This is a genomic window from Mucilaginibacter sp. Mucisp86 (assembly GCF_047324315.1).
Taxonomy (GTDB): domain Bacteria; phylum Bacteroidota; class Bacteroidia; order Sphingobacteriales; family Sphingobacteriaceae; genus Mucilaginibacter.
The window spans coordinates 5,081,294-5,102,953 of sequence record NZ_CP168503.1 but is presented as its reverse complement, the minus strand read 5'-3'; the positions used below and the strand labels follow the sequence as shown (position 1 = coordinate 5,102,953).

Annotated in this window: 6 protein-coding genes; all 6 read right to left on the bottom strand. The window is 45.9% G+C overall.

The annotated features are described in order from the left end of the window. Positions 1–2: 2 nt before the first annotated feature. The 6 genes from ACEN9X_RS21440 to ACEN9X_RS21415 all read right to left on the bottom strand — a co-directional run bounded on the left by ACEN9X_RS21440 (position 3) and on the right by ACEN9X_RS21415 (position 21,349). Positions 3–860 carry a sugar phosphate isomerase/epimerase family protein gene (locus ACEN9X_RS21440; RefSeq protein WP_413667081.1) on the bottom strand — a complete coding sequence of 286 codons (858 nt, stop codon included), beginning with the start codon at positions 858–860 and terminating at the stop codon, positions 3–5. Between the two features lie 341 nt (positions 861–1,201). Beyond that, on the bottom strand, positions 1,202–4,642 hold the full coding sequence (locus ACEN9X_RS21435; RefSeq protein WP_413667080.1) for a ThuA domain-containing protein: 3,441 nt from the start codon (positions 4,640–4,642) through the stop codon (positions 1,202–1,204). Between the two features lie 441 nt (positions 4,643–5,083). Continuing rightward, positions 5,084–5,428: a hypothetical protein gene (locus ACEN9X_RS21430; RefSeq protein ID WP_091211191.1), complete on the bottom strand. Its 345-nt coding sequence runs from the start codon at positions 5,426–5,428 to the stop codon at positions 5,084–5,086. Between the two features lie 30 nt (positions 5,429–5,458). Next, entirely contained in the window at positions 5,459–7,420 is a 1,962-nt protein-coding gene (locus ACEN9X_RS21425) for an OmpA family protein (protein ID WP_413667079.1), read from the bottom strand. A 10-nt stretch (positions 7,421–7,430) separates the two neighbouring features. Then, positions 7,431–8,426: a PorP/SprF family type IX secretion system membrane protein gene (locus ACEN9X_RS21420; RefSeq protein WP_413667078.1), complete on the bottom strand. Its 996-nt coding sequence runs from the start codon at positions 8,424–8,426 to the stop codon at positions 7,431–7,433. After that, on the bottom strand, positions 8,423–21,349 hold the full coding sequence (locus ACEN9X_RS21415; RefSeq protein WP_413667077.1) for a gliding motility-associated C-terminal domain-containing protein: 12,927 nt from the start codon (positions 21,347–21,349) through the stop codon (positions 8,423–8,425). The genes ACEN9X_RS21420 and ACEN9X_RS21415 overlap by 4 nt, the downstream gene beginning before the upstream one ends. Positions 21,350–21,660 lie beyond the last annotated feature (311 nt).

Here is a 21,660-nt window from a genome sequence, read left to right as displayed (position 1 = left end):
TATTAATCTTTTAAACCTTTCAGATAAGCAATGGTAACCGGTAACTGTTCGCTGTACGATGGACTTTCATCCTCAATAAAATAATGTTTGATCCCGGCCTTTTTCGCGGCCTTCAACACTCCGGGAATATCAATTTGGCCGGTACCCAACGCCACATCGTTTTTAGTATCGGTACCACCTGTAAGGTCATTAGCTACACCCTTGCGGATGTCTTTCAGGTGCATAAGTTTCATACGCGAAGGATATTTATTAATAAGGGCTGCCGGATCCTGCCCGCCATGGAACGACCATAAGATATCAATCTCAAATGAAACATATTTGGGATTAGTATTTTGGGCGATATAATCGAACAGCGTGCCATCGTTATAAGGACCAAACTCATAACCGTGGTTATGGTAGCAGAAAGTTAAACCTGCTTCACTCAGGATCTTGCCAACGCGGTTAAAGTCAGCTGCTGCTTTTTTGGCGTCATCTAAAGTAAACTCTTTACCATGCGGAATCCAGGCAACCATTACGTATTTAGCGCCTAATATTTTGGCCAGCTTGATCACACTGCCCGGATCATTCACAATGGCATCGTATCCTGCTCCTGTTGATGGGATACTTATGCCTCTATCATCACACATTTTCCTGAACTCCTCAGGCGGCATTCCTTTGGGGCCCTCACCTTCAATTTCGGTAATACCTAAAGATTTGATTGTATCCAGTACTGCAGCTGTTGCTTTGGGCATACTGCTGCGAAAGGTGTAGGCCTGTACACCTATGGCGTTAGTAAATAGTGGTTCATTTTGTGCCGATGCTTCGTTTTGCCCCAAGGTCACGGCGACTAAAAGGGCTATAAATAAGATTGATTTTTTCATGATTTAATCAGGATTTAAAAAAGGCGTTATTGCGAGGTACGAAGCAATCGCGAACTATGCAGGGCGGATCTGCTTATTGGGGATTGCTTCGTACCTTATAATGACGTGATTGTATGTTATTGATTATTAGGTATGTTTTTTTATCAGTTTTGTGAATATGGGCGTTGCCTGCGGCCCGTGCTATCCGCTCATACTGCACAGGCATTAGCCACATGGCCGGTATCCGCTACTATCACTAACGCGGCCCCCGCACAGTATCGCTGGAATATATTTTTTACGTCATTACGATTTTTTTCAGGTTTTCCCTGATGGTTACTCGCAATGACGTTATGTAAATAGAATTACTCAACAAACTGAATATTCTTCAGATTTAAAATACCGTCACTTGGCTTAGCATGTTTTATAGCAAAGAAATATACATCATGTTTTCCGTTCACGGGCTTATTTAAAGTCCCGGTTACTTCACCCATTTTGTCCCAGGCACCTGTTGTTTGATAGGCTACGGAGCTAATCACCGGTCCGGCCTGCGAGTCGATCCTTACTTCAATCTCGCCGTCATAATCCTTTGAGGCATATTTATATGCAAACTTGCTGATATTGGTAAGGTCAATATTTCTGAACAGCACATACGATTTATGGTTACCTGCCGACAGATCGTCTTTAAACCTGTTGAAACCTTTCAATTCATCGGCATAAACGGCCTTAATTGCCGAATTACGCAAAACTACCATATCAGTGGCCTTCAACGGACCAACAATTTTGCCGCCTTTATCGGTATAGGATGCAAGCAGGGCGTACTCGCCTCGTGGTTCAGCATCATTAAATTTCAAATTGAGCGTACCAGTTAAAGGCAGCGGCAATACAGGGCTCTTTTTATCTGTTAGTGAAAAAATGTATTTCACAATTTCCCTTGTATCGGCATTTGATAGTTGAGGATGCGCACTCATCACATGCTCTGTTCCCCAGCTCCCTGCACCACCCGCAATTATTTTTTTAGACAGCTGATCAAGAGCCCCCTTTTGGGTTTTATAACGATTGGCAATAGCCAAAAAGCTTGGCCCTACAGCAGTTTTATTAATAGTATGGCACGATTTACAATCGCTGTTAGCTATCAAACCTTTGCCGGGATAACTAACTTCGGTAGTTGACAAAGCAGTTAGGTTTTGGGTAGTGCTGTTGGCCGATGGCTGGGGATTATAGATGTAAAACAGTTTCACTTTTTTAGGATCTATCTTACCATCCTCTTTATCACTAACTACCACATGATAGCGGAACGGGTTGCCTTTCCAGATGAATGATTTATTATCGGCACTCGCTATGGTCACTTCAGGTTTGGTATTGCCCACCCTTACAGTTACTGTATCCCTGCTGGATAAGCCACCTTTATCAGTAACTTTTAAAATGGTTTTATAAACGCCCGGCTTAGTAAATGTATAACTGGCTGATGATGTGGTGGCGCCAACTGTTTTGCCGTCAAACAACCATTGATAAGTGATCTTGTCGTCATCGTCAAGGTCTTTACTGTTTTGGCTGCTGAAGCTTACTTTAAGTGGAGCTTGGCCTGCTATTTCCTTTTTTGCAGGGAACTCTTTTAATTCCACCGTTAAAAATTTGGTTTTGGCAAACTTGTTAAACGCGGCCGTATCCGTAATGCTGGCTTTAGCAATCGGCGCACGGTTACCTGTATTATACTCGATCTTGACCAAACGGGCATCTTCATTCTGCGCACCGTAAACCGAACCGTATTCCAACATATACAAAGCACCATCGGGGCCGAACTGCATATCAATTGGCCGCCTGAAATCTCCGTTGGCAGGCATAAAGGCCTCGTTACGCAGGTAGTTTTCGTTCTGGTCAAAACGGAGGTTGATCACCCAGTTACGCATCCAATCTGCAACAAATAAACTACCATCATAATACTCGGGAAACTTATTGGGATTTTTTACATTTTTATCAAACTCGTAAAAGTCTCCACCAATGGCACAGCGGCCTCCCATACCCAATTCAGGAAACTCATCCGACGCAGCATAAGGGTACCAGATCATGGCAGGCATAGCCGGAGGCAGCACATTTAAACCGGTATTATTAGGCGAATTATTTACCGGCGCTTTAGGATCAAAGTTTGGCCCCGGCTTGGCGTTCACAAAATCCCAATGCGAGTAGGCAAAATTATTGCCCACAAAATATGGCCAGCCAAAGTTCCCGGCTTTCCTTGCCTGGTTAAACTCATCATATCCGCGCGGGCCTCGGGGTGAGTCATTACCTGCATCCGGCCCTATCTCTCCCCAATATAAAACCGAAGTTTTAGGGTTTACAGCGATACGGTACGGATTACGGCAACCCATTACATAAATTTCTGGTTTAGTTTTAGCTGTGCCCTTCGGAAAAAGATTTCCTTCGGGGATAGTGTATGTACCGTCAGCTTCCGGATGAATGCGCAGAATCTTGCCTTTAAAATCATTGGTATTGCCTGCGCTGCGTTGCGCATCCAGACTGTAATGTTCTGTACCGGGGCGTTCATCCAACGGCGCATAACCATCAGAGGGAAACGGGCTTGAACTATCGCCCGTAGACAGATACAGGTTTTTATTTTTATCCCAGGCTAATGAACCGCCGTGGTGCGCACCGCTCACCTTTTGAACAGGCACTTTCAATAAGATCTTTTCTGATTTTAGGTCGAGTACATCCGCCGGGCTTAATTTAAACCTTGAAAGCTGAAAGTTAAGCGGTTCAATGGTTTGCCCGGCGGGCATATAATAAATGTAAACAAACTGGTTCTTTTCAAAATCCGGATCAAGCGTCAAACCAATTACGCCTGTACCTCCCTCATAAGTGATCGGAAACTTATAGATCACCTTAAATTTGTTGGTTTTAGTGTTGTAAACCGAAAAATTGCCCATCAACTGGGTAAAAAACACGCGGCCATCTTTGGCAGCAGCCAGTTCCATGGGCGAGGCTATATTGCTCACCAAAACGGTTTTGATAAACCGGGTTTGATCCGGAGCTACTTTTGAGTATGATTTGTTATAATCAAGCGGTTTGCCATTGCCCATAGCATATTTAATGCCGCCCAGCAGCTGTCCCAAAAACAAGGGATCGCTGTAGCTTTCATCGGTATGGCCGCAACCTGTGTAAAAAGCACGCCCGCCATCAAACTCGTGATACCAGGTTATAGGGTGATTAGCACCGTTGGTACCGCCGTCATAAGTATTTTCATCAAGGCTTGCCAGCACATGAATGCCGCTGTAAATAGATTTGTAGTTGTACCATTCGTCGGTACGCTCCCACCTTGTAGGCAGGTTGGCCGTAGCCGGCTGACTTTTATCAGTTACATCAATAGTTGCCTTACGGATATTTGAATTATTGGGGTGACTTGAAAAATACGCGCCAACCAGTTTGCCGTACCACGGCCAGTCGTACTCGGTATCGGCAGCAGAGTGTACGCCCATGAAGCCGCCCCCTGCCTGGATGTAGCGTTCAAAAGCCGCCTGTTCAACGGCATTAAGCACATTGCCAGTAGTGCAGTTAAATATTACCGCCTGGTATTTTTTAAGGTTATCATCATTAAAATTAGCCGAACTGGTGGTTGTATCTACATCGAATCCATTCTCATCACCCAATTTTTGAATGGCCGCTATCCCGAAGGGGATGCACGAATGGTGCCAGCCTAAAGTTTTGGAAAATACAAGCACGCGCGGCTTGTCAAACGGTTTTTTAAAGGAATAAAGCAGGAAAGTTAATCCTGTCAAAAAAACGTAGGTGAGTTTTGTTTTTAATGACATGTTTGAGATTATTATTGATTTACATTTAATGAACAGCCATAAAAGCAGCATTATCCCACGCCTTGCTAAAAGGATTTATGTACAAGGCAAAAAAATATAAAATGCAGTGTTGCTAAAAGGGCTGTTCAAACAATTGGCTTACACAATAATAACTATTTAAAACATTCAGAGTGTATTAAATACACTTTATTTTAGGTGGAGATGGCTTTGTAATTGAATTGTTACGGCTATTAAATTCAATGTAGAGACGCATCACATGCGTCTCCCCCATGCAAATTATTGGATTTGCCAAATTGGGAAAGTGCCTTATCCTACGTCAGACGCATGTGATACGTCTCTACGGAAATAATAAAAACAACGAACCCCACAGACACTTATCCGCGGGGCTCGTACTAACCATTACAACCCAGGGCACGTCACCTAACAGCATGCCCTTTATCTTTAAATTCCGGGTGCTACATCTTCGTAGTACTCCGGTATTATGGCTTTCTGGATCAGGGTATTCTTATGTTTTTCAAGCAGCTTTTTCCACCAGAACTGGTATTTGCGGGGGTATACTACCCTATCCTTATAATCACGTTTACACAAGCCCTCGTACGAGAGCAGTTTATTCATAACCTGGCGCGAATGGTCAACTACCATGTGCGATTTGGGTGTATATCCCATAAGTCTGTTGATCTCGCGATTGGCTTTACCAAGCAGTATCAGCTCAAAAATGTGAATGTGAAAGGTTGAAAATCCTTTTGTTCTTAAAAACGGGCGGTGAAATGTTGCTGACTCTTTCATAAAAAATAGCTTAGGTTAATAGATCCATGATTATTCTGTTTTTACTACTGTAAATTCTGTGCGTCGGTTAAGTTGTCGTCCAGCTGGATTATCCTTGCCGTTAGGCAGCGAGTTTGGTGCAACAGGCATACTTTTTCCGTATCCTTTAGCGTAGATGCGCTCACTGGTTATTCCCTGGCTTATAATATAGTCCACACATGATTGCGCCCTGGCCTGCGACAGTTTGATGTTGTATTTTACGCTACCTATCGAGTCGGTGTGCGCGCCAAGCCTCACAATGATCTTAGGATTATCTTTCATAATGGTAACCAGGCTATTGAGCACCGTTTTAGATTCGGGCCTTAAGGTTGCCTTGTTGAAATCATATAGGATGTTATTGATCACTATAGGCTTATCTTTTTCAAAAGCCTGCAGGCAGATCTCTGCGTTGTAAAGTGTATCGTTGCTCATTTGGCCACTCGCAGGGATAGGCAATACCTTGGTGAAATAGCCTGTTTTTTCGAGCTTTAAATTGTATGGCCGTTTTGAGGTTACTTTGAAAGCATATTTGGCATCGGCCCCGGTAGTTAGCTCCTTAAGGGTTTGCTTTGCCAGCGAGTCGATAAAACTAACCTTTACACCTGCTAATGGCTTATGGGTTTCGCAATCGGTAACTATACCGGACAGAATAAAGCTCTTGTTACGTACCTCAAACAGGTTCAAACAGCAATCTGATTCCCTGTCCGAGCTGATGTACCATTTGTTGGCATCCTTGTTATCAGGCATAAAATACAGGTCGTCCTTAGCTGAGTTCATGGGATAACCCATGTTTACCGGTGCGCTCCAGTTGCCTATGTCACCTTTACTTTCAAAAAAATCAAATCCACCTAAACCAATAAAACCTTTCGAACTGTAGATCAGCTTTTTTTCATCAGCATTATAATAAGGTGACTGTTCGTCACGATCAGTATTAATGGTACTACCCAGGTTCACAGCGTTCGTGGCGTCACCGTCATCCCCCAAATCGCTCACCCAGATATCATCACCGCCAAAGCCACCAGGCTTGTTTGATACGAAGAACAGCTTCTTCCCATCAGCAGTGATAAACGGCTGTATTGCGTTATAGCCATCGGCATTAACATTATTACCGAGCCTATGTAACGGCTGCCAGGTGCTGTCCTGCTTTTGGGTAAAATAAATGCTATGATAAACCTTGCTGCCTTCTTTATACCAGCGGGTAAGGTACATCCGTTTACCATCCGGCGTTAACGAAGGCGTGCCATATTCTGTTTCCTTTTTGGCATCGTTATCTTTTAAGGTGATCACCTGCGGTTTTAAACCGTTGGCAGCTTTGGCAGTATAAATGCGGTTGATATGTTTTTTATCATCTTTTGCAAAACGCGATGAGGTAAACATAAAGTTATCGCCTGTTTGAAGCAGGGCGTAATCAGATCCGTCCGAGTTCCAATCGCCTTTTAACTTTACAACTTCAAGCAGTTGCGGATATTTGTATTGCTCTTTGGCGAACGTGCAATTAGCTATTTCCTTGTTAGCGATAGCCTTGTATTCGTCGGTTTTATTGTAGCCGGCGTTAAACTGCTGCAATTCTGTAATAGCATCATCAAAGCGCTGTATCGCGCGAAGGCATACGCCATGCCAAAGCCGGGCTAAAGGATAAGTAGCCGCGTCCGGCGCATCGATGGTCTTTTTATACCAGCCTTCGGCTTCAATGTAATTTTCATATAAACGATACGATTCTGCCAATCGGTAGCTCACATAAGTAGCATCCGACGGTTTATCCTTTTTAGGTGCCTTATTCATGGTTTGAAACGGCACCTCTTTGTTTTGCAGCAAGTGCATACCTTCGGCAACCTTACGGTAGTAAAAGGCGGCTTCGTAATAATCCTTATCTGCAAATGCCCTATCGCCCAGGTTACGAAAATCCTTACCGTACTGGCCAAAACATGTCAGGGTGATGGCCGATAAGAAAATAGATATAATTATAGCTCTCATAGTTAAGCGATTAAAGCCTTGGGCAAACAGGTTCAGGTTCCTGTATACGTTTGCGGAAAATATAGCTCAGCGATAGTTCAAAACCACCATTACCACCTGTGGCACGGTTTAAGGATGAAGTGTTTACATCGTAACTGGCGCCTATGATCAGGCTTTTTACGTGGTAACCAACATCGGCAACGGCGGCATCTTTAAAGCGGTACAGGAAACCCAGGATGAGGCCATTATCGTTCTGAAATTTAAATTCAGAGTAAGCGCCCAAACCTTTTATATCTGCGCCTTGCTGTTTGATATAAACCGCGTTTGGTGTCAGGTCGAAGAAATCAGAAGCTTTGATCTTTAAACCGCCATGAACGGTATAGCGTAGAGGAATCTTCCCACCGGATGTTGCGGAAAAAGCATCTTTAGGTCTTGATAAGTGCCCTACACTTACACCGCCAAAGGCATTAACATCCTTAAAAGGATCACCGTCGTAATAAAAGATCCCGGCGTTGGCGTCAAATACGGTGCTGTTGGTGGTATTGAAGTTTTCAAAGCTTGGCATGTTGGGGTCAAAGCCGCCTATTGGGGTGTACTGGCTGCCAAACTGCAGCTTGTTCATATCAAAACTGCGGTTGATGATACCCGCCTGTACGCCGAAGCTCAATCGCTGATTTCCGTCGGCAGAAATAGAGATTGCATAGCCCAAAGCACCATAAGCACTCAGGTAATTGAAACTATGCCCACCCGACGACTGATCAAGGATATTTACACCAAGGCTTAGTTTATCGGTTGTACGCATATCGGCAGAAATAGCCGCCGTTTGATAGGCGTTATTGATGGTTGCCCATTGGCTTTTAAAGTTTGCGTTCACACGCGAATCGCCGTTAATAACTCCGGTCAAAGCAGGGTTGAGCCATAACGGGTAAGCGTAGTACTGTGAAAAATGCGGATCAACCTGAGCTGATAACCGCCCTGCTACTACAATGAGGAGCAGCAGGGTAACAATTGTGATTTTATTTCTCATCGTAGTAGATTGATAGTTCCTTTTCTTTTGATCACTTGTCCGTCGTTAAGTGTGGCCTCAACGTAGTACACGTATACGCCCACCGGCTGCGCCTTGCCCTTATAAGTTCCATCCCATCCGGCCGATTGATTGGTAGATTTGAAGAGCAATCCACCCCACTGATCATATATCGACATATTCATGCCTTTGATCACGGTACCAAATACCAGGAACGTATCGTTATTGCCGTCGCCATTAGGACTGAAGGCGTTAGGGATAAATATGCTGTTGCCAAGCGGATTGGTTGTTGTACCCGTTACTGCTGCCGAGTTATCGCTCAATTCGCAACCTGAAGTGCCCAGCGCCCTCACCACAATGGTGGCGCTTTGCAGCGGCTGCAGGTTATCAACCTTAAAGGTTAGCGCTGTACCAACACTGCTGAAGGTTGAGCCATTGTTCAGGCTGATCTCGTATCCGGTTGCCCCGGTTACTGCTGCCCAGCCAAAGGTTATACTTGTTGCTGTGGTTTCTGTAACATTAACTGCCGGCGTTGCAAGCTTTTGCAATACCTGTACAGTTACAGAAGTACGTGTGCCTGAATTACAACCACCGCTGTTTGAAGCCTCAGCATAGTAGGTAGTAGTTTGGTTTAGCGCCGGTGTAGTGAAGCTATTGCCTGTAGCCAATGCTGTTCCGCCTGTTGCATCAGCATACCACTTGATGGTAACATTAGCAGTAGCGCTAACAGTAAGTGTAGCTGTGCTGCCCGGACAAATACCTGCATTTGGCCCATTCACTGCAGGTGCAGTTGGAGCGCCAAGTATAGTTATTGCGGCAGATGCTCTTGCTGGTGAACTACATCCTGCAGCATTCACAGCTTCTGCATAATAAGTTGTGCTGGCTGTTAACGAAGGCGTAGTAAAGTTTGTACCTGTATAAACCGGTGTACCTCCTGTAGCTGCTGTATACCAGTTATAACTAAAGCCTTGCTGTGGGTTTGAGATACTTAACAATACCTGCGAACCTCCACAAGCCGTTGGGCTGCTGTTAACCAGCAACAGTGTTGATGGCGGTGCCGAAATAGTCACCTGAACAGTTGCTGCCGATGAGCTGGCACATGATCCGTTGCTGGCGTCAACGTAGAAGGTAGTATTTGCCTGGATAGGATCAGTGGTATAGGTTGAACCGGTAAACAACAGGTTGGTGCGGGCTGCATTGCTATACCATTTGTAGATGATATTTGCCTGCGGCGATTGTACCGATAAAGTCGCTGTATTTCCGCTGCACACAGGCACGTTAGCCAATGTTGGCACCGGTGTATTTGGCTGCGGAACAATAACCACATTTACGGCCAGCCTCGCCGAAGCATTACAGCTCTGGCTATTTGAAGCCTGCACGTAGTAAGTTGTATTTGCCGATAATACCGGTGTTGTAAACGCTGTACCGGTATATAGCGAGCTACCTCCGGTTGCTACGTTATACCAGTTGTAGGTAGTACCTGCATCAGGATTACTAATGTGAATTATAGCTGCGCTGTTTTGACATACAGACAGATCGGCCGCTACTACCTGTGGTGTTGGCGTTGTAGTATTGCCGATGGTTACCTGAACAGCCGTGCGCGTAGTTGAAGCACAACTTCCATTGCTTACGGCTTCAACATAATAAGTTGTAGCTGCTGTAAGCGGAGGCGTAGTGTAGGTTGCACCGGTAAATATTGGCGCACCTCCGGTTGCAGCTGTATACCAGTTAAAGCTTACATTAGGTGTAGTACTGGTAGCTGTAAGCGCTATAGTACCGCCCGAACATACGGTGGTATTTCCACCGCCTTGTGCTGTTACCGTAGGCGCGGTTGGTATTTGATTTACATTAATGCTTACGGAAGTGCGACCGGTTGATGTACAACCGGTACTGTTCACTGCCTCGGCATAGTAAGTTACGTTACCTGCAAGCGCCGGTGTATTAAAGCCTGTACCGGTAAACAATGGTGTACCTCCGGTAGCTGCACTGTACCAGTTATAGGTAAAGCCTGCCTGCGGGTTGGAGATATTAAGCGTTACAATGCTATTGATACAGGTTTGTACCGCGCTGCCATTGGCAATTACAGGCGCTGATGGCGCTGCCTGGATGCTCACCTGTGCTATGGTAAGGTTAGCGCTTTGACAACCCGAAGCATTTACCGCAGCCACGTAATAAGTTGCGTTAGCAGTAAGCGGTCCTGTTATATAGGTTGTACCTTCAAACAGTTTGGTAGTTTGTGATGCTGTGCTGAACCACTGGTAAGTGATACCCGCAACTGGCGACTGGATCTTCAATGTAGCCGGAGCCCCCAAGCAAACCTGTACGTTGTTGCTGGCCAATATTGGATCGGCAGGCAATGGATTAACCGTTACTTTAACCTGCGTACGCGCAGATGCATTACAGTTACCGGCCTGTGCGGCCTCTACATAATAAGTGGCATCTGCAGTTAATACCGGTGTATTGAACTGTGTACCGGTGTACAACAAGGTTCCTCCGGTTGCAGCGGTATACCAGCGGTAAACAACACCTGTTACAGGGTTGGCGATGCTCAGGCTTGTTGATTCACCTTCGCACACATTAAGGCCGCCTGCACTGGCTTGTATAACCGGAGCAGTTGGTATGGGCTGCACGGTAATATCGGCACGGGCGCGGGTTGGGCTTGTACATCCTGAACTGTTTGATGATTCAACAAAGTATGATGCATCAGCAGTCAAGTTATTTATAGTAAATATCGGCCCGGTAAATACGGGAGCACCGCCTGTGGCAGCTGTGTACCATTTATAGGTTAAGCCGTTAACCGGGTTATTAACACTCAGTGTAGCACTACCGCCGCTGCATACATTAGTGGTAGCCGCACTCAATACCGGTGCTGTAAGCGAATTGGTTACCGTTACATCAACGGCTGTACGTGCACCGTTATTTGAACAGCTTGTAGTAGCACTGGTTGCCTGCACATAATAGGTTGCATCTTGTGTAAGAGCCGCCGTAGTGTAAGTGTTGCCAGTCTGCAACACAGTGCCGCCGGTTGCAGTCGCAAACCATTGATAGTTAACACCCGCAACCGGGTTAAGTACAGCTAAAGTAGCGGTGCTGCCCGGACAAACTTGCACATTGGCTGATTGCACGCCCGGTGCCGCCGGACGGGGATTTACCGTAATTGTAGCTTTTGTACGCGATGGGCTTACGCAGCTGCCATTGGTGATCTCGGCATAATAGCTAACTGTTGCAATTGGTGTTGCCTGGTAGTTAGCACCGGTGAATACTAAGGTACCGCCGGTTGGCGCGTCGTACCAGTTCACGGTTGCACCTGCGGCATTGGTTACCGACAAGGTAACTGCATCGCCCGAGCAAACAGATACCGCGTTTTGTGCAAGTATTGGATTTACCGGAGCAGGGGTAACATTTGCAGTTGCCGCTACCCTGTTAGGGTTAGGACAGCTGTTTGATGTACGGCTGCTTTCTACGTAGAAATTAGTGGTAGCATTTAATGCCGCAGTGGTGTAATTATTACCGGTATGGAGCAATGTACCGCCAACTGCTGCGGAGTACCATTTATAAGTTACTCCGGCAACAGGATTAGCTACTGTAAATGTAGCCGTTCCGCCGGCGCATATATTATCTGTTTTAGCTGTAAGCTGAGGTATTGGTACCTGCTTGGTTGCGTAGTAAATATTTAGCGAGTTAAACAGCGATACTGTTGTGGTTAACCTCACCTCAATGGCGTTATAAACAGCTTTAGGCACAAATTTTACCAAAGCAGTTTGACCGCCCGCAAGTATGGTTACCTTGATCAATGTGCTGCTTAGCGCAATCCTATCGTTATTATCAGTATTGCCATTGAATGAACCTATCTGCAGCTGACCTAATACACCTACCGATGCCAGGTTAACCGGTACTTTTATTTTCACCGTTACAGTATCACCGGCAAGGCCAGCATCGCCAAAAATCAGTTTCTGGCCTACGTAACCTACAGCTCCAACACCAAGGTTAAGTTGACTAAAGTTAACTGTATCAATATCTACAGCATTATCAGGATTTGTTACACCGCACAGCAAGCAGGCAACACCGCTGGTACTGTTGGTTTGGGTCGATGCAAAATCGCACGAAGTAGAGAATACCGGGTTAACGATTACTGTAACTGGCGTACGGGTTGTGCTGATACAGCCTGTAGTATTTGATACAGCCTCAACGTAGTAGGTTGTATTGGTAGTTAAAGCTGGAGTAGTAAAGGTAGCACCTGTGTGAACCGGTGTACCACCTGTTGCAGTACTATACCAGTTGAAGGTAACATTAGCAGTTGTTGAACTGGCTGAAAGTTGAGCTGTTTGCCCGGATGTGATCTGTCCGCCAACCGGAACCACCGTAATAGTAGGTGCAACCGGGGTTGGGTTTACGATGACATCGGCTTTGGCGCGGCTGGCACTTGTACAGGTGCCGGTAGCAGCTTCAACATAATATGATGTGTTGGCAGTTAAAGCAGGGGTAACGTATTGTGCACCTGTATGTACGGGGGTACCGCCTGTTGCTGTAGTATACCAGTTAAAAGTAACACCAGGCTGAGTTGATGAAGCCGTTAAGGTAACCGTTGAACCAGAGCAGGTTTGTGTACTGGCCTGTGAAACTGTAGGAGTAACAGGAGTAGCGGTTACATTTGCAGTTACTTTGGTACGGCTACTGCTGCTGCACTGACCTGCGTTTGATGCCTCAACGTAATATGAAGTAGTAGCAGTTAAAGCCGGAGTAGTGAAGCTGTTACCTGTAGTTATAGGTGTACCGCCTGTTGCAGTAGCATACCAGGTGTAGGTAACACCATTAACCGGTGTTACAGCAAAGGCAGCAGGCTGACCGGCGCAAACTGTTGTATTAGGCGCCGCCACAACCGGAGCAGCCGGTGGAGTAGTAACATTTACTTGTACAGGCGTACGAACAGCCTGCGAACAGCCATCGGCAGTGCGGCTGGCTTCGGCGTAATAAGTTGTTGATGCGGTTAAAGCCGGGGTAGTAAAGGTTGCACCGGTAAATACTGGTGAACCACCGGTAGCCGAAGTATACCACCTTACAGTTACGTTTGCCGGAGCAGTAGCTGTCAATGTAGCCTGTGTGCCGGAGCAGGCAGTAACTGGTGAAGCCGCTATAACAGGGGCTGGAACCGATTGTGAGGCATCATAAATATTCAGGCTGCTGAATACACCCGCAAGGGCGGCGTTCAACCTTACTTCTACCCTGTCAAATGTATGGGTGGCTTTAAAGGCTACCCTGAAACGGCTTGTACCACTCAATAACTGGATATTGATCAGTGAGCCATTTACGCTGAAATAATCGTTATTAAAGGTTGCACCATTGTAAGTACCAATCTGAATTTGAGATAGTACGCTCACGCTGGCCAGCGTTCCGGGAACACCTAATTCAACTATTATGCTGTCGCCTGCTATACCTGTATTGGCAAAGCGCAGGGTTTGGCTGGCGTATGAATTAACCAATCCCACAGGAACCAATAATTGAGAGAACGTGTTGCGATCTGCATCAACAGATCCGGTAGCGTTCAGCACACCGCAGCCTACGCATAGTAAGCCGCTGGTGGAATTGGTTTGATCGATAGCGGCGTCGCAAGGTACAGGATTTGAACCCTGCTGATTTACAGTTACTATACCGGTTGCCCTTGTGGCCGATTTTACGCCGGTTGCGGGGATTGATGACTCAGCATAGTAAATGGTATTAGCAAATTCAGGTGGAGTTGTGTAAGTAGCTCCTGTAAAGATACTTGTACCACCTGTTGGTGTAGTAAACCAGTTAAATACAGCGCCAGGCGTAGTTGATGACGCGGTGAATGCAGTAGTCTGTCCCGGACTAACCGTAGTGGTTGGCGGGGTCACATTTACATCAGGGATTATAACAGGCTGTACGCTAATGATTACAGGTGTACGTGTGGCCGACACACAATTGCCCAGCGCAGTACCTGCGTAATAGGTTTTGGTAGCTGTTAAAACCGGGGTGACATAAGGGTTACCGGTAAATACCAGGTTACCTCCTGTTGGCGCGTCAAACCATTGTATAGTAGCACCATTGCTGGCGGTTGCATTTAAAGTAGCTGTTTGCCCGGCAGTGATGGTTACATTTTGAGCGGTAACTGTTGGTGCCGGCGGAGCATCATCAACAATAACATTTACCGGGAACCTTACTGTTGAAGCGCATGAACCACGGCTATATTCTACATAATAAGTGGTGTTGGCATTTAAGGCCGGAGTTGTATACGATGAGCCGGTATGTACAACAGTACCACCAATCGGTGCATTGTACCAGGTAAATGTTCCGTTGGCAGGCGATGTAATATTGATCACTGCGCTGCTGCCTTTACAAATTTCAGGAGCAGTTGGGTTAAATACCGGTTGCGGGAATTGCTGTGCCGCGTAGTAAATATTCAAAGGCGTAAGCAAGCTTGCAACTCCAGAGTTTATTTTTATGGTGATACGATCATATGCTCCCGTTGCCGGAATTAAAACTACATATTTATTTGAGCCGCCGCCAAGCAGGGATACTTTTATCAAAGCACTGTTAAGTGCAAGCGTTGAAGTTGGAGTAGTACCGTTAGCTAATGTCACCTGGATATTACCCAGAACGGCGGCACTTAATAATCCATTAGGATTTTGCAGTACCAGTTTAATAGTATCGCCTGCAAAACCCGGCTGTTGGAACCGAAGTTCCTGCTGAGCGTATCCGCCCAATAAACCAGCCAGCACATTGATGGTTGACGCTGTCGTAGTATCGGCATCAGTTGCAAGCAATTCATTGGTTACACCGCAACCTAAACAAATACCATTGACAGTAACAGTTTCCTGGTTAGCAAATGTACAAGGTGCGTTAGTGTTAATGGTTACATTAATAGTGATTGCTGTACGGCTGGCGGATGTACAACCGGTGCTGTTAACCGCACTTACATAGTAAGTAGTATTGTTGTATAATGCCGGGGTTTGGAATGTAGTACCGGTAAATACTGGCGAAGCAGCATTTGCTGATGTATACCAGTTATAAGTAACACCGGTTTGTGTATTGGTAACGCCGATAGTAGTTTGCTGACCGGCAGCTATCGAGCTATTATTTGCTGATAAAGTTGGATTAGCCGGAAGTGGCACAACGGTAACATCAGCCTGGGTACGTTGAGCACTTGTACAGCCGCCTGCGTTTACTGCTTCTACATAATAGCTTGTGTTATTGTGTAATGCAGCTGTTGTATAAGTCGGCCCGGTAAATACTGGTGTACCACCGGTTGCTGTGGTGTACCAGTTATAGGTAGTCCCGGCGGCAGGAGTTGTTACCGCAAGGGTTGCAACGCTGCCGTCGCAAATGCTTACACTGGTAGCGTTAAGTGCGGGAAATGTTGGCGGCGGAGCCAGGGTGGCTGTTACCTGTGTACGGGTTGTACTTACACAGCTTGTGCCCGCTACGGCTTCAACAAAATAATTGGTGGTTGCATTGATAGCAGCGGTTGTAAAGCTGTTACCTGTATGAACCAGTGTACCGCCTGTCGCTGCCGAATACCAGTTATAGGTTACCCCGCTAACCGGGGTTACATTAAATGTTGCTGTTTGGCCTGCACACACACTTACATTTGCTGCCGCAACAACCGGTGCCGCAGGTATAGTTACTACATTGATAGTGACCGGTGTACGTACAGCCTGTGTACAACCGTCAGCGGTACGGCTTGCTTCGGCGTAATAAGTTGTTGATGCACTAAGGGCCGGTGTAGTGAAATTAGCACCTGTGCCAACAGCGGTACCACCGGTAGCTGAGGTATACCATTTTACAGTAACATTAGCCGGAACTGTCGCTGAAAGTGTTACCGGAGCGCCTGAGCAAGTTGTAACAGGAGTTAACGCGATAACCGGAGCCGCTACAGATTGTGAAGCGTCATATACGTTAAGAGCACTGAATACTCCTGCCAGAGCAGCGTTCAGTCTTACTTCTACCCTATCGAAGTTATGAGTTGCTTTAAAGGCTACCCTGAAACGGCTTGTGCCACTTAATAATTGGATATTGATCAATGATCCGTTTACATTGAAATAATCATTATTGAATGTCGCACCGTTATAAGTGCCAATCTGAATCTGTGAAAGTACGCTTACACTGGCCAGTGTTCCCGGAACACCTAATTCTACAATAACACTATCACCTGCAAGACCTGTATTGGTAAACCTTAATGTTTGGCTGGCATACGCATTCAGTAATCCAACCGGTACTGCTAACTGTGAGAAAGTATTCCTGTCCGCATCAACCGAACCTGTTGCGTTGAGTACCCCACAACCCACACAAAGTAAACCACTTGTGGTATTGGTTTGGTCGATAGCAGCATCGCAAGGAACAGGACTTGACGCCTGTTGATTGATAGTTACTGCGCCAGGCGCTCTTGTAGCTGATTTTACACCTGTGGCAGTCACCATAGCTTCGGCGTAAAAAGTAGTATTGGCAAACTGAGGGGGGGTAGTATAAGTAGCACCGGTAAAAATGCTTGTACCGCCGGTTGGCGTAGTAAACCAGTTAAAGGTTACCCCCGGTGTAGTTGACGAAGCAGTAAACGAAGTTGTTTGACCTGCATTAAGCGCTACTGTTGGTGGTGTTACCGATACGGTAGGGATAACTATAGGCTGAACGGTAATATTAACCGGTGTACGGGTAGCCGATACGCAACTGCCTAAAGCAGTACCAGCATAGTAAATTTTATTAGTAGTTAAAACTGGTGTAACGAATGGATTTCCTGTATGTACCAGGTTACCGCCGGTTGCTGCATCATACCATTGTATGGTAGCACCATTGCTGGCAGTGGCATTTAAAGTAGCTGGTTGTCCGCTGGTAATGGTTACGTTTTGAGCAGTAACAGTTGGCGCTGCCGGAACATCATCAACCAAAATAGTAACAGGGAACCTTACAGTACCGGTACAGGTACCACGGGTGTATTCTATGTAATAAGTTGTATTGGCATTTAAAGCCGGAGTTGTAAACGAGGTACCTGTATGTACAACGGTTCCGCCGGTTGGCGCGTTGTACCAGGTGAATGTACCGTTAGCTGGTGAAGTAATATTTATAACCGCGCTACTGCCTTTACAAATTTCAGGAGCGGTTGGGTTAAATACTGGCTTAGGGAATTGTTGCGAAGCGTAATAAATGTTAAGCGGTGTTAAAACACTTGCAAGGCCCGAGTTAATGCTTATCGTAATTCGATCATAAGCACCTGTTGCCGGGATATAAACCGCATACTTATTTGAACTACCTGCAAGCAGGAACACTTTTATCAGCGCATTGTTAAGCTGATAGCTTGCAGTTGTGATGGTTCCATTAGCCAGTGTCACACCGATATTACCCAAAACAGCGGCGCCTAATAAACCATTAGGATTTTGCAGTACCAGCTTGATAGTGTCGCCTGCAAAACCCGGCTGTTGAAAGCGCAATTCCTGCTGAACGTTACCGCCGATTAACCCGGCCAATACGTTAATAGTTGATGCGGTAGTTGTATCCGCATCAGTAGCCAGGGCAGCATTAGTAACTGTACAACCTAAACAAAGCCCGTTTACAGTTGATGTTTGCTGATTGGCAAAAGTACAAGGTGCATTAGTATTGATGGTTACGGTAATGGTAACTGCAGTGCGATTGGCTGATGCACAACCTGTAGCGTTTACAGCGCTTACATAGTAAGTTGTATTATTATATAATAAAGGCGTTTGGAAAGTAGTGCCGGTAAATACCGGAGCACCGGCATTTGCAGATGTATACCAGTTGTAAGTAATACCTGCCTGCGGACTGGTTACGCTGATACTTGTTTTCTGTCCCGCCGCTATTGAGCTGTTTGCCGCAGATACCGCCGGATCAGCCGGTAGCGGCGTAACGGTAACAGTCGCCTGGGTACGCGCGGCGCTGCTGCATCCGCCGGCATTTACAGCTTCAACATAGTAAGTTGCATTAGCGGTTAAAGCCGCGGTAGTGTAAGTAGCTCCGGTAAATACCGGGGTGCCTCCGGTTGCGGCAGCGTACCAGTTATAAGTAGTACCTGCAACCGCTCCGCTTACCGATAAAGTAGCAACGCCACCGCTGCAAATAGTTACGTTGGCAGCAGTAAGTGTTGGCGCAACTGGTGGCGCTGTAATATTAGCAGTTACTTTGGTACGGGCTGCGCTTGCACAGCTTCCGCCTGCAACTACTGCTTCGGCGTAATAGCTTGTGGCGGCAGTTAAGGCCGGTGACGTAAAGCTATCGCCGGTGTGTAATAATGTACCGCCGGTAGCGGCGCTATACCAGTTTATGGTAACGCCGGCTACGCTGGTGGCGGTAAACGTAGCGGTTTGCCCTGAACAAACGCTAACAGTATTGTTGGCTATAACCGGTGATGCCGGCACAGCATTTACAGTAACAGTTACTTTAGTTCGGTCCGACTCGTCAGTGCATCCACTCCGCATGGCGGCAACGTAATAGGTTGCCGAAGCTGTTAAAACAGGTGTTGTAAAGGCAGCCCCGGTAAATACCGGCGATCCGCCTGTTGCTTGTGTATACCAGTGAAATATGGTATTGGGTACCGCAGTGGCTGTGAATGTAGCTGTGGTACCTGTACAGATCTGGGCATCATTTGATGCCACATTATTTATTTTAATTACCGGTTTGGCAATTAATCGCTGGATCTCATATAAATCGAGGGTTGATAACACGTTGGCAACGCCACCTAACCTTAACTGTACCCTATCAAATACTTTACCTGGTACAAAAGTGATCACAACCTTACGCCTGTTATTGGTAAGATCAAGCAAACGAACTTGTAATAATGACGAACTTAAATAAGTAAGATCATTATTATCCGTATTGCCATAATAGGTGTTTACTGATGAACCTGCCAGCAAACCAACCTGCAGCAAGGCCTCAGCCACTGAAAGGGTTAACCTCACGGAGTCACCAATTACCGATGGATTTGAAAATATTACTGTTTGTTGCGCGTATGCTCCCAGTAAGCCTACACCGGCATTTAGGGTAGATGCTGTGTTCAGGTTTCCGTCGATAGCATTCTGCGGATTTACTACCCCTCCTACATTAAGACCTAAATTCAGCAGCGCTGAAGATATCCCATGAAGCTCGTCGATAGCAGTGTTACACACAGCCGGGCCGGCGGTGGTTACAAATCCTTCATATAAATATAAGCTGCTCAATGCACCGACCAATCCGCCATTAAGTGTAACCCTTATGCCATCATAAGCTTGTGTTGGTGCAAAACTCAGTTCAACCTGGTTATTATTGCTCAATGCCGATACCAGTGTTGCCGCCGAAACTGGTGAGCCTACAGGCGTGTAACCATTATAAGCCTGTAGCGTTACACCGCCAAGCGCTGTCAAACTAAGTAAATTATCCCCCGTACCTAATTTAACCGTAACGGGAGTTCCGGCTGGTTTGGTTCCGCCAGGGAATGTAAGGGTTTGATAAGTTTGTGCAGCAACCCCCACGGTTACGTTTAAGGTAGAATATGTTTGAAGGTTGCCGTCAGCAGCATTACCCGGATTGGTTACTGTACAGCCAAGACACAATAAGCCGCCTGCGCCCGGTTGCTGGGCATTGGCATAAGTGCGCACTCCCGACGGATTTACCGGTGGCGTAGTTGAGGTACTACCTACAGTTAGCGAAATCTTTGTCCGTTCTGATTCATCGGTACAACCAGTACGCGAAGCAGATACATAATAATCAGTAGATGCTGTAAGTGCAGGTGTGGTATAGCTTGGCCCCGTAGCCACCGGCGATCCGCCAGTTGCCTGTGTGTACCAGTTAAATGTAGTATTGGCAACAGCATTGGCAGTAAGCGTTGCTGTTGAGCCCGAATTGATCTGCGCGGTAACGCCCAATACATTATTGATTTTTGTAACAGGCCTTGGTATCAACCTGACAGCCTCATAAAGGTCAAGGGTCGATAATACATTGGCAACACCACCAAGGATGAGTTGCACCCGGTCAAAAACTTGAGCAGGCGCAAAGGTTATGGTAACCTTTCGCCTGTTGTTAGTCAGGTCAAGCAGCCGCAGATTTAAAAGCGACGCGTTTATTGCACTTTGATCATTATTATAAGTATTGCCAAGGTACGTTGCTACCGATATATTTGACAGTAGCCCCACATCTATTAATGACTGCGGTATCGATAAGGTCATCCTCACAGAATCGCCTATTACAGAAGGGCTGCCATATATAATAGTTTGCTGCGCATATGCGCCAAGCAAACCCACACCTGCATTTAAGGTGGATGCCGTATTAAGGTTACCATCAATGGCATTCTGAGGATTTGCTACCCCTCCTACATCAACACCCAAACCCAATAAGCCTGATGAGATGCCATGTAATTCATCTACGGCCAAACCGCAAACACCGGCACCTGTACCGGTTGTAAAAGCATCATATAAATAAGTATTTGCCAAAACGCCGGCTAAGCCTCCGTTAACGGTTACCCTGATGCGGTCATAAGCCTGCGCAGGAGTAATGCTAACCTCAACCTGATTGTTATTGCTCACGGCGGTAAGCAATGTAGCAACGGTTACCGGGGTACCGATAGCAGTGCTTCCGTTATATGCCTGTAAAAAAACGCCTCCAAGCGCAGTTAAACTCAGTAACTTATCACCCGACCCCAATTTAACAGTGACCGGGGTGCCTGACGGCCTTGAGCTTTGAAATATTAATTCCTGGTAGGTTTGTGCTGCAACACCAACTGTTACATTTAAAGAGGAGAATGTTTGTACATTACCATCTGCTGCATTTGCTGCATTTAACACTGTGCAGTTTACACAGGCAACTCCGGTTACCCCATGTTGCTCGGTATTGGCATATGTTCGCTGCGCCTGCGCATATTTAATATTAAACAATGCCAATAAAATAAATAACACTGAAAAAGCGTTTCTGTTAAAGGCGGGGTTTCTCATAAGGCATAGATATTTGAAATAGACTCCGTAAAGCTAAATCAAGCCTATGCAATACTAAAAGGGCTTTTCATTCATTAAAAACTGTTCCAGCCATATTGTTCAGTATTTAATCACCCCCGTTCATTCTGTTTTCTATATTCATTTTCTGTTCATTTTATTCATTCGTCAAATACAACCCAAAGGAATATCATTTTCCCAAAAACATAAATCTATTTCCAATTAACATACGTATTATTGACTAAACAAAATATGTGAAAATATTTGTTTCGCCATGTATTAACAATATCCCGTTACCCCAGGGAGTTACTTGA

Excerpts from the sequence above, each read along its gene's own strand:
- ACEN9X_RS21425 (WP_413667079.1), bottom strand. The coding sequence starts at position 7,420 with ATGAGAGCTATAATTATATCTATTTTCTTATCGGCCATCACCCTGACA.
- ACEN9X_RS21420 (WP_413667078.1), bottom strand. The coding sequence starts at position 8,426 with ATGAGAAATAAAATCACAATTGTTACCCTGCTGCTCCTCATTGTAGTA.
- ACEN9X_RS21415 (WP_413667077.1), bottom strand. The coding sequence starts at position 21,349 with ATGAGAAACCCCGCCTTTAACAGAAACGCTTTTTCAGTGTTATTTATT.
- ACEN9X_RS21435 (WP_413667080.1), bottom strand. The coding sequence starts at position 4,642 with ATGTCATTAAAAACAAAACTCACCTACGTTTTTTTGACAGGATTAACT.
- ACEN9X_RS21440 (WP_413667081.1), bottom strand. The coding sequence starts at position 860 with ATGAAAAAATCAATCTTATTTATAGCCCTTTTAGTCGCCGTGACCTTG.
- ACEN9X_RS21430 (WP_091211191.1), bottom strand. The coding sequence starts at position 5,428 with ATGAAAGAGTCAGCAACATTTCACCGCCCGTTTTTAAGAACAAAAGGA.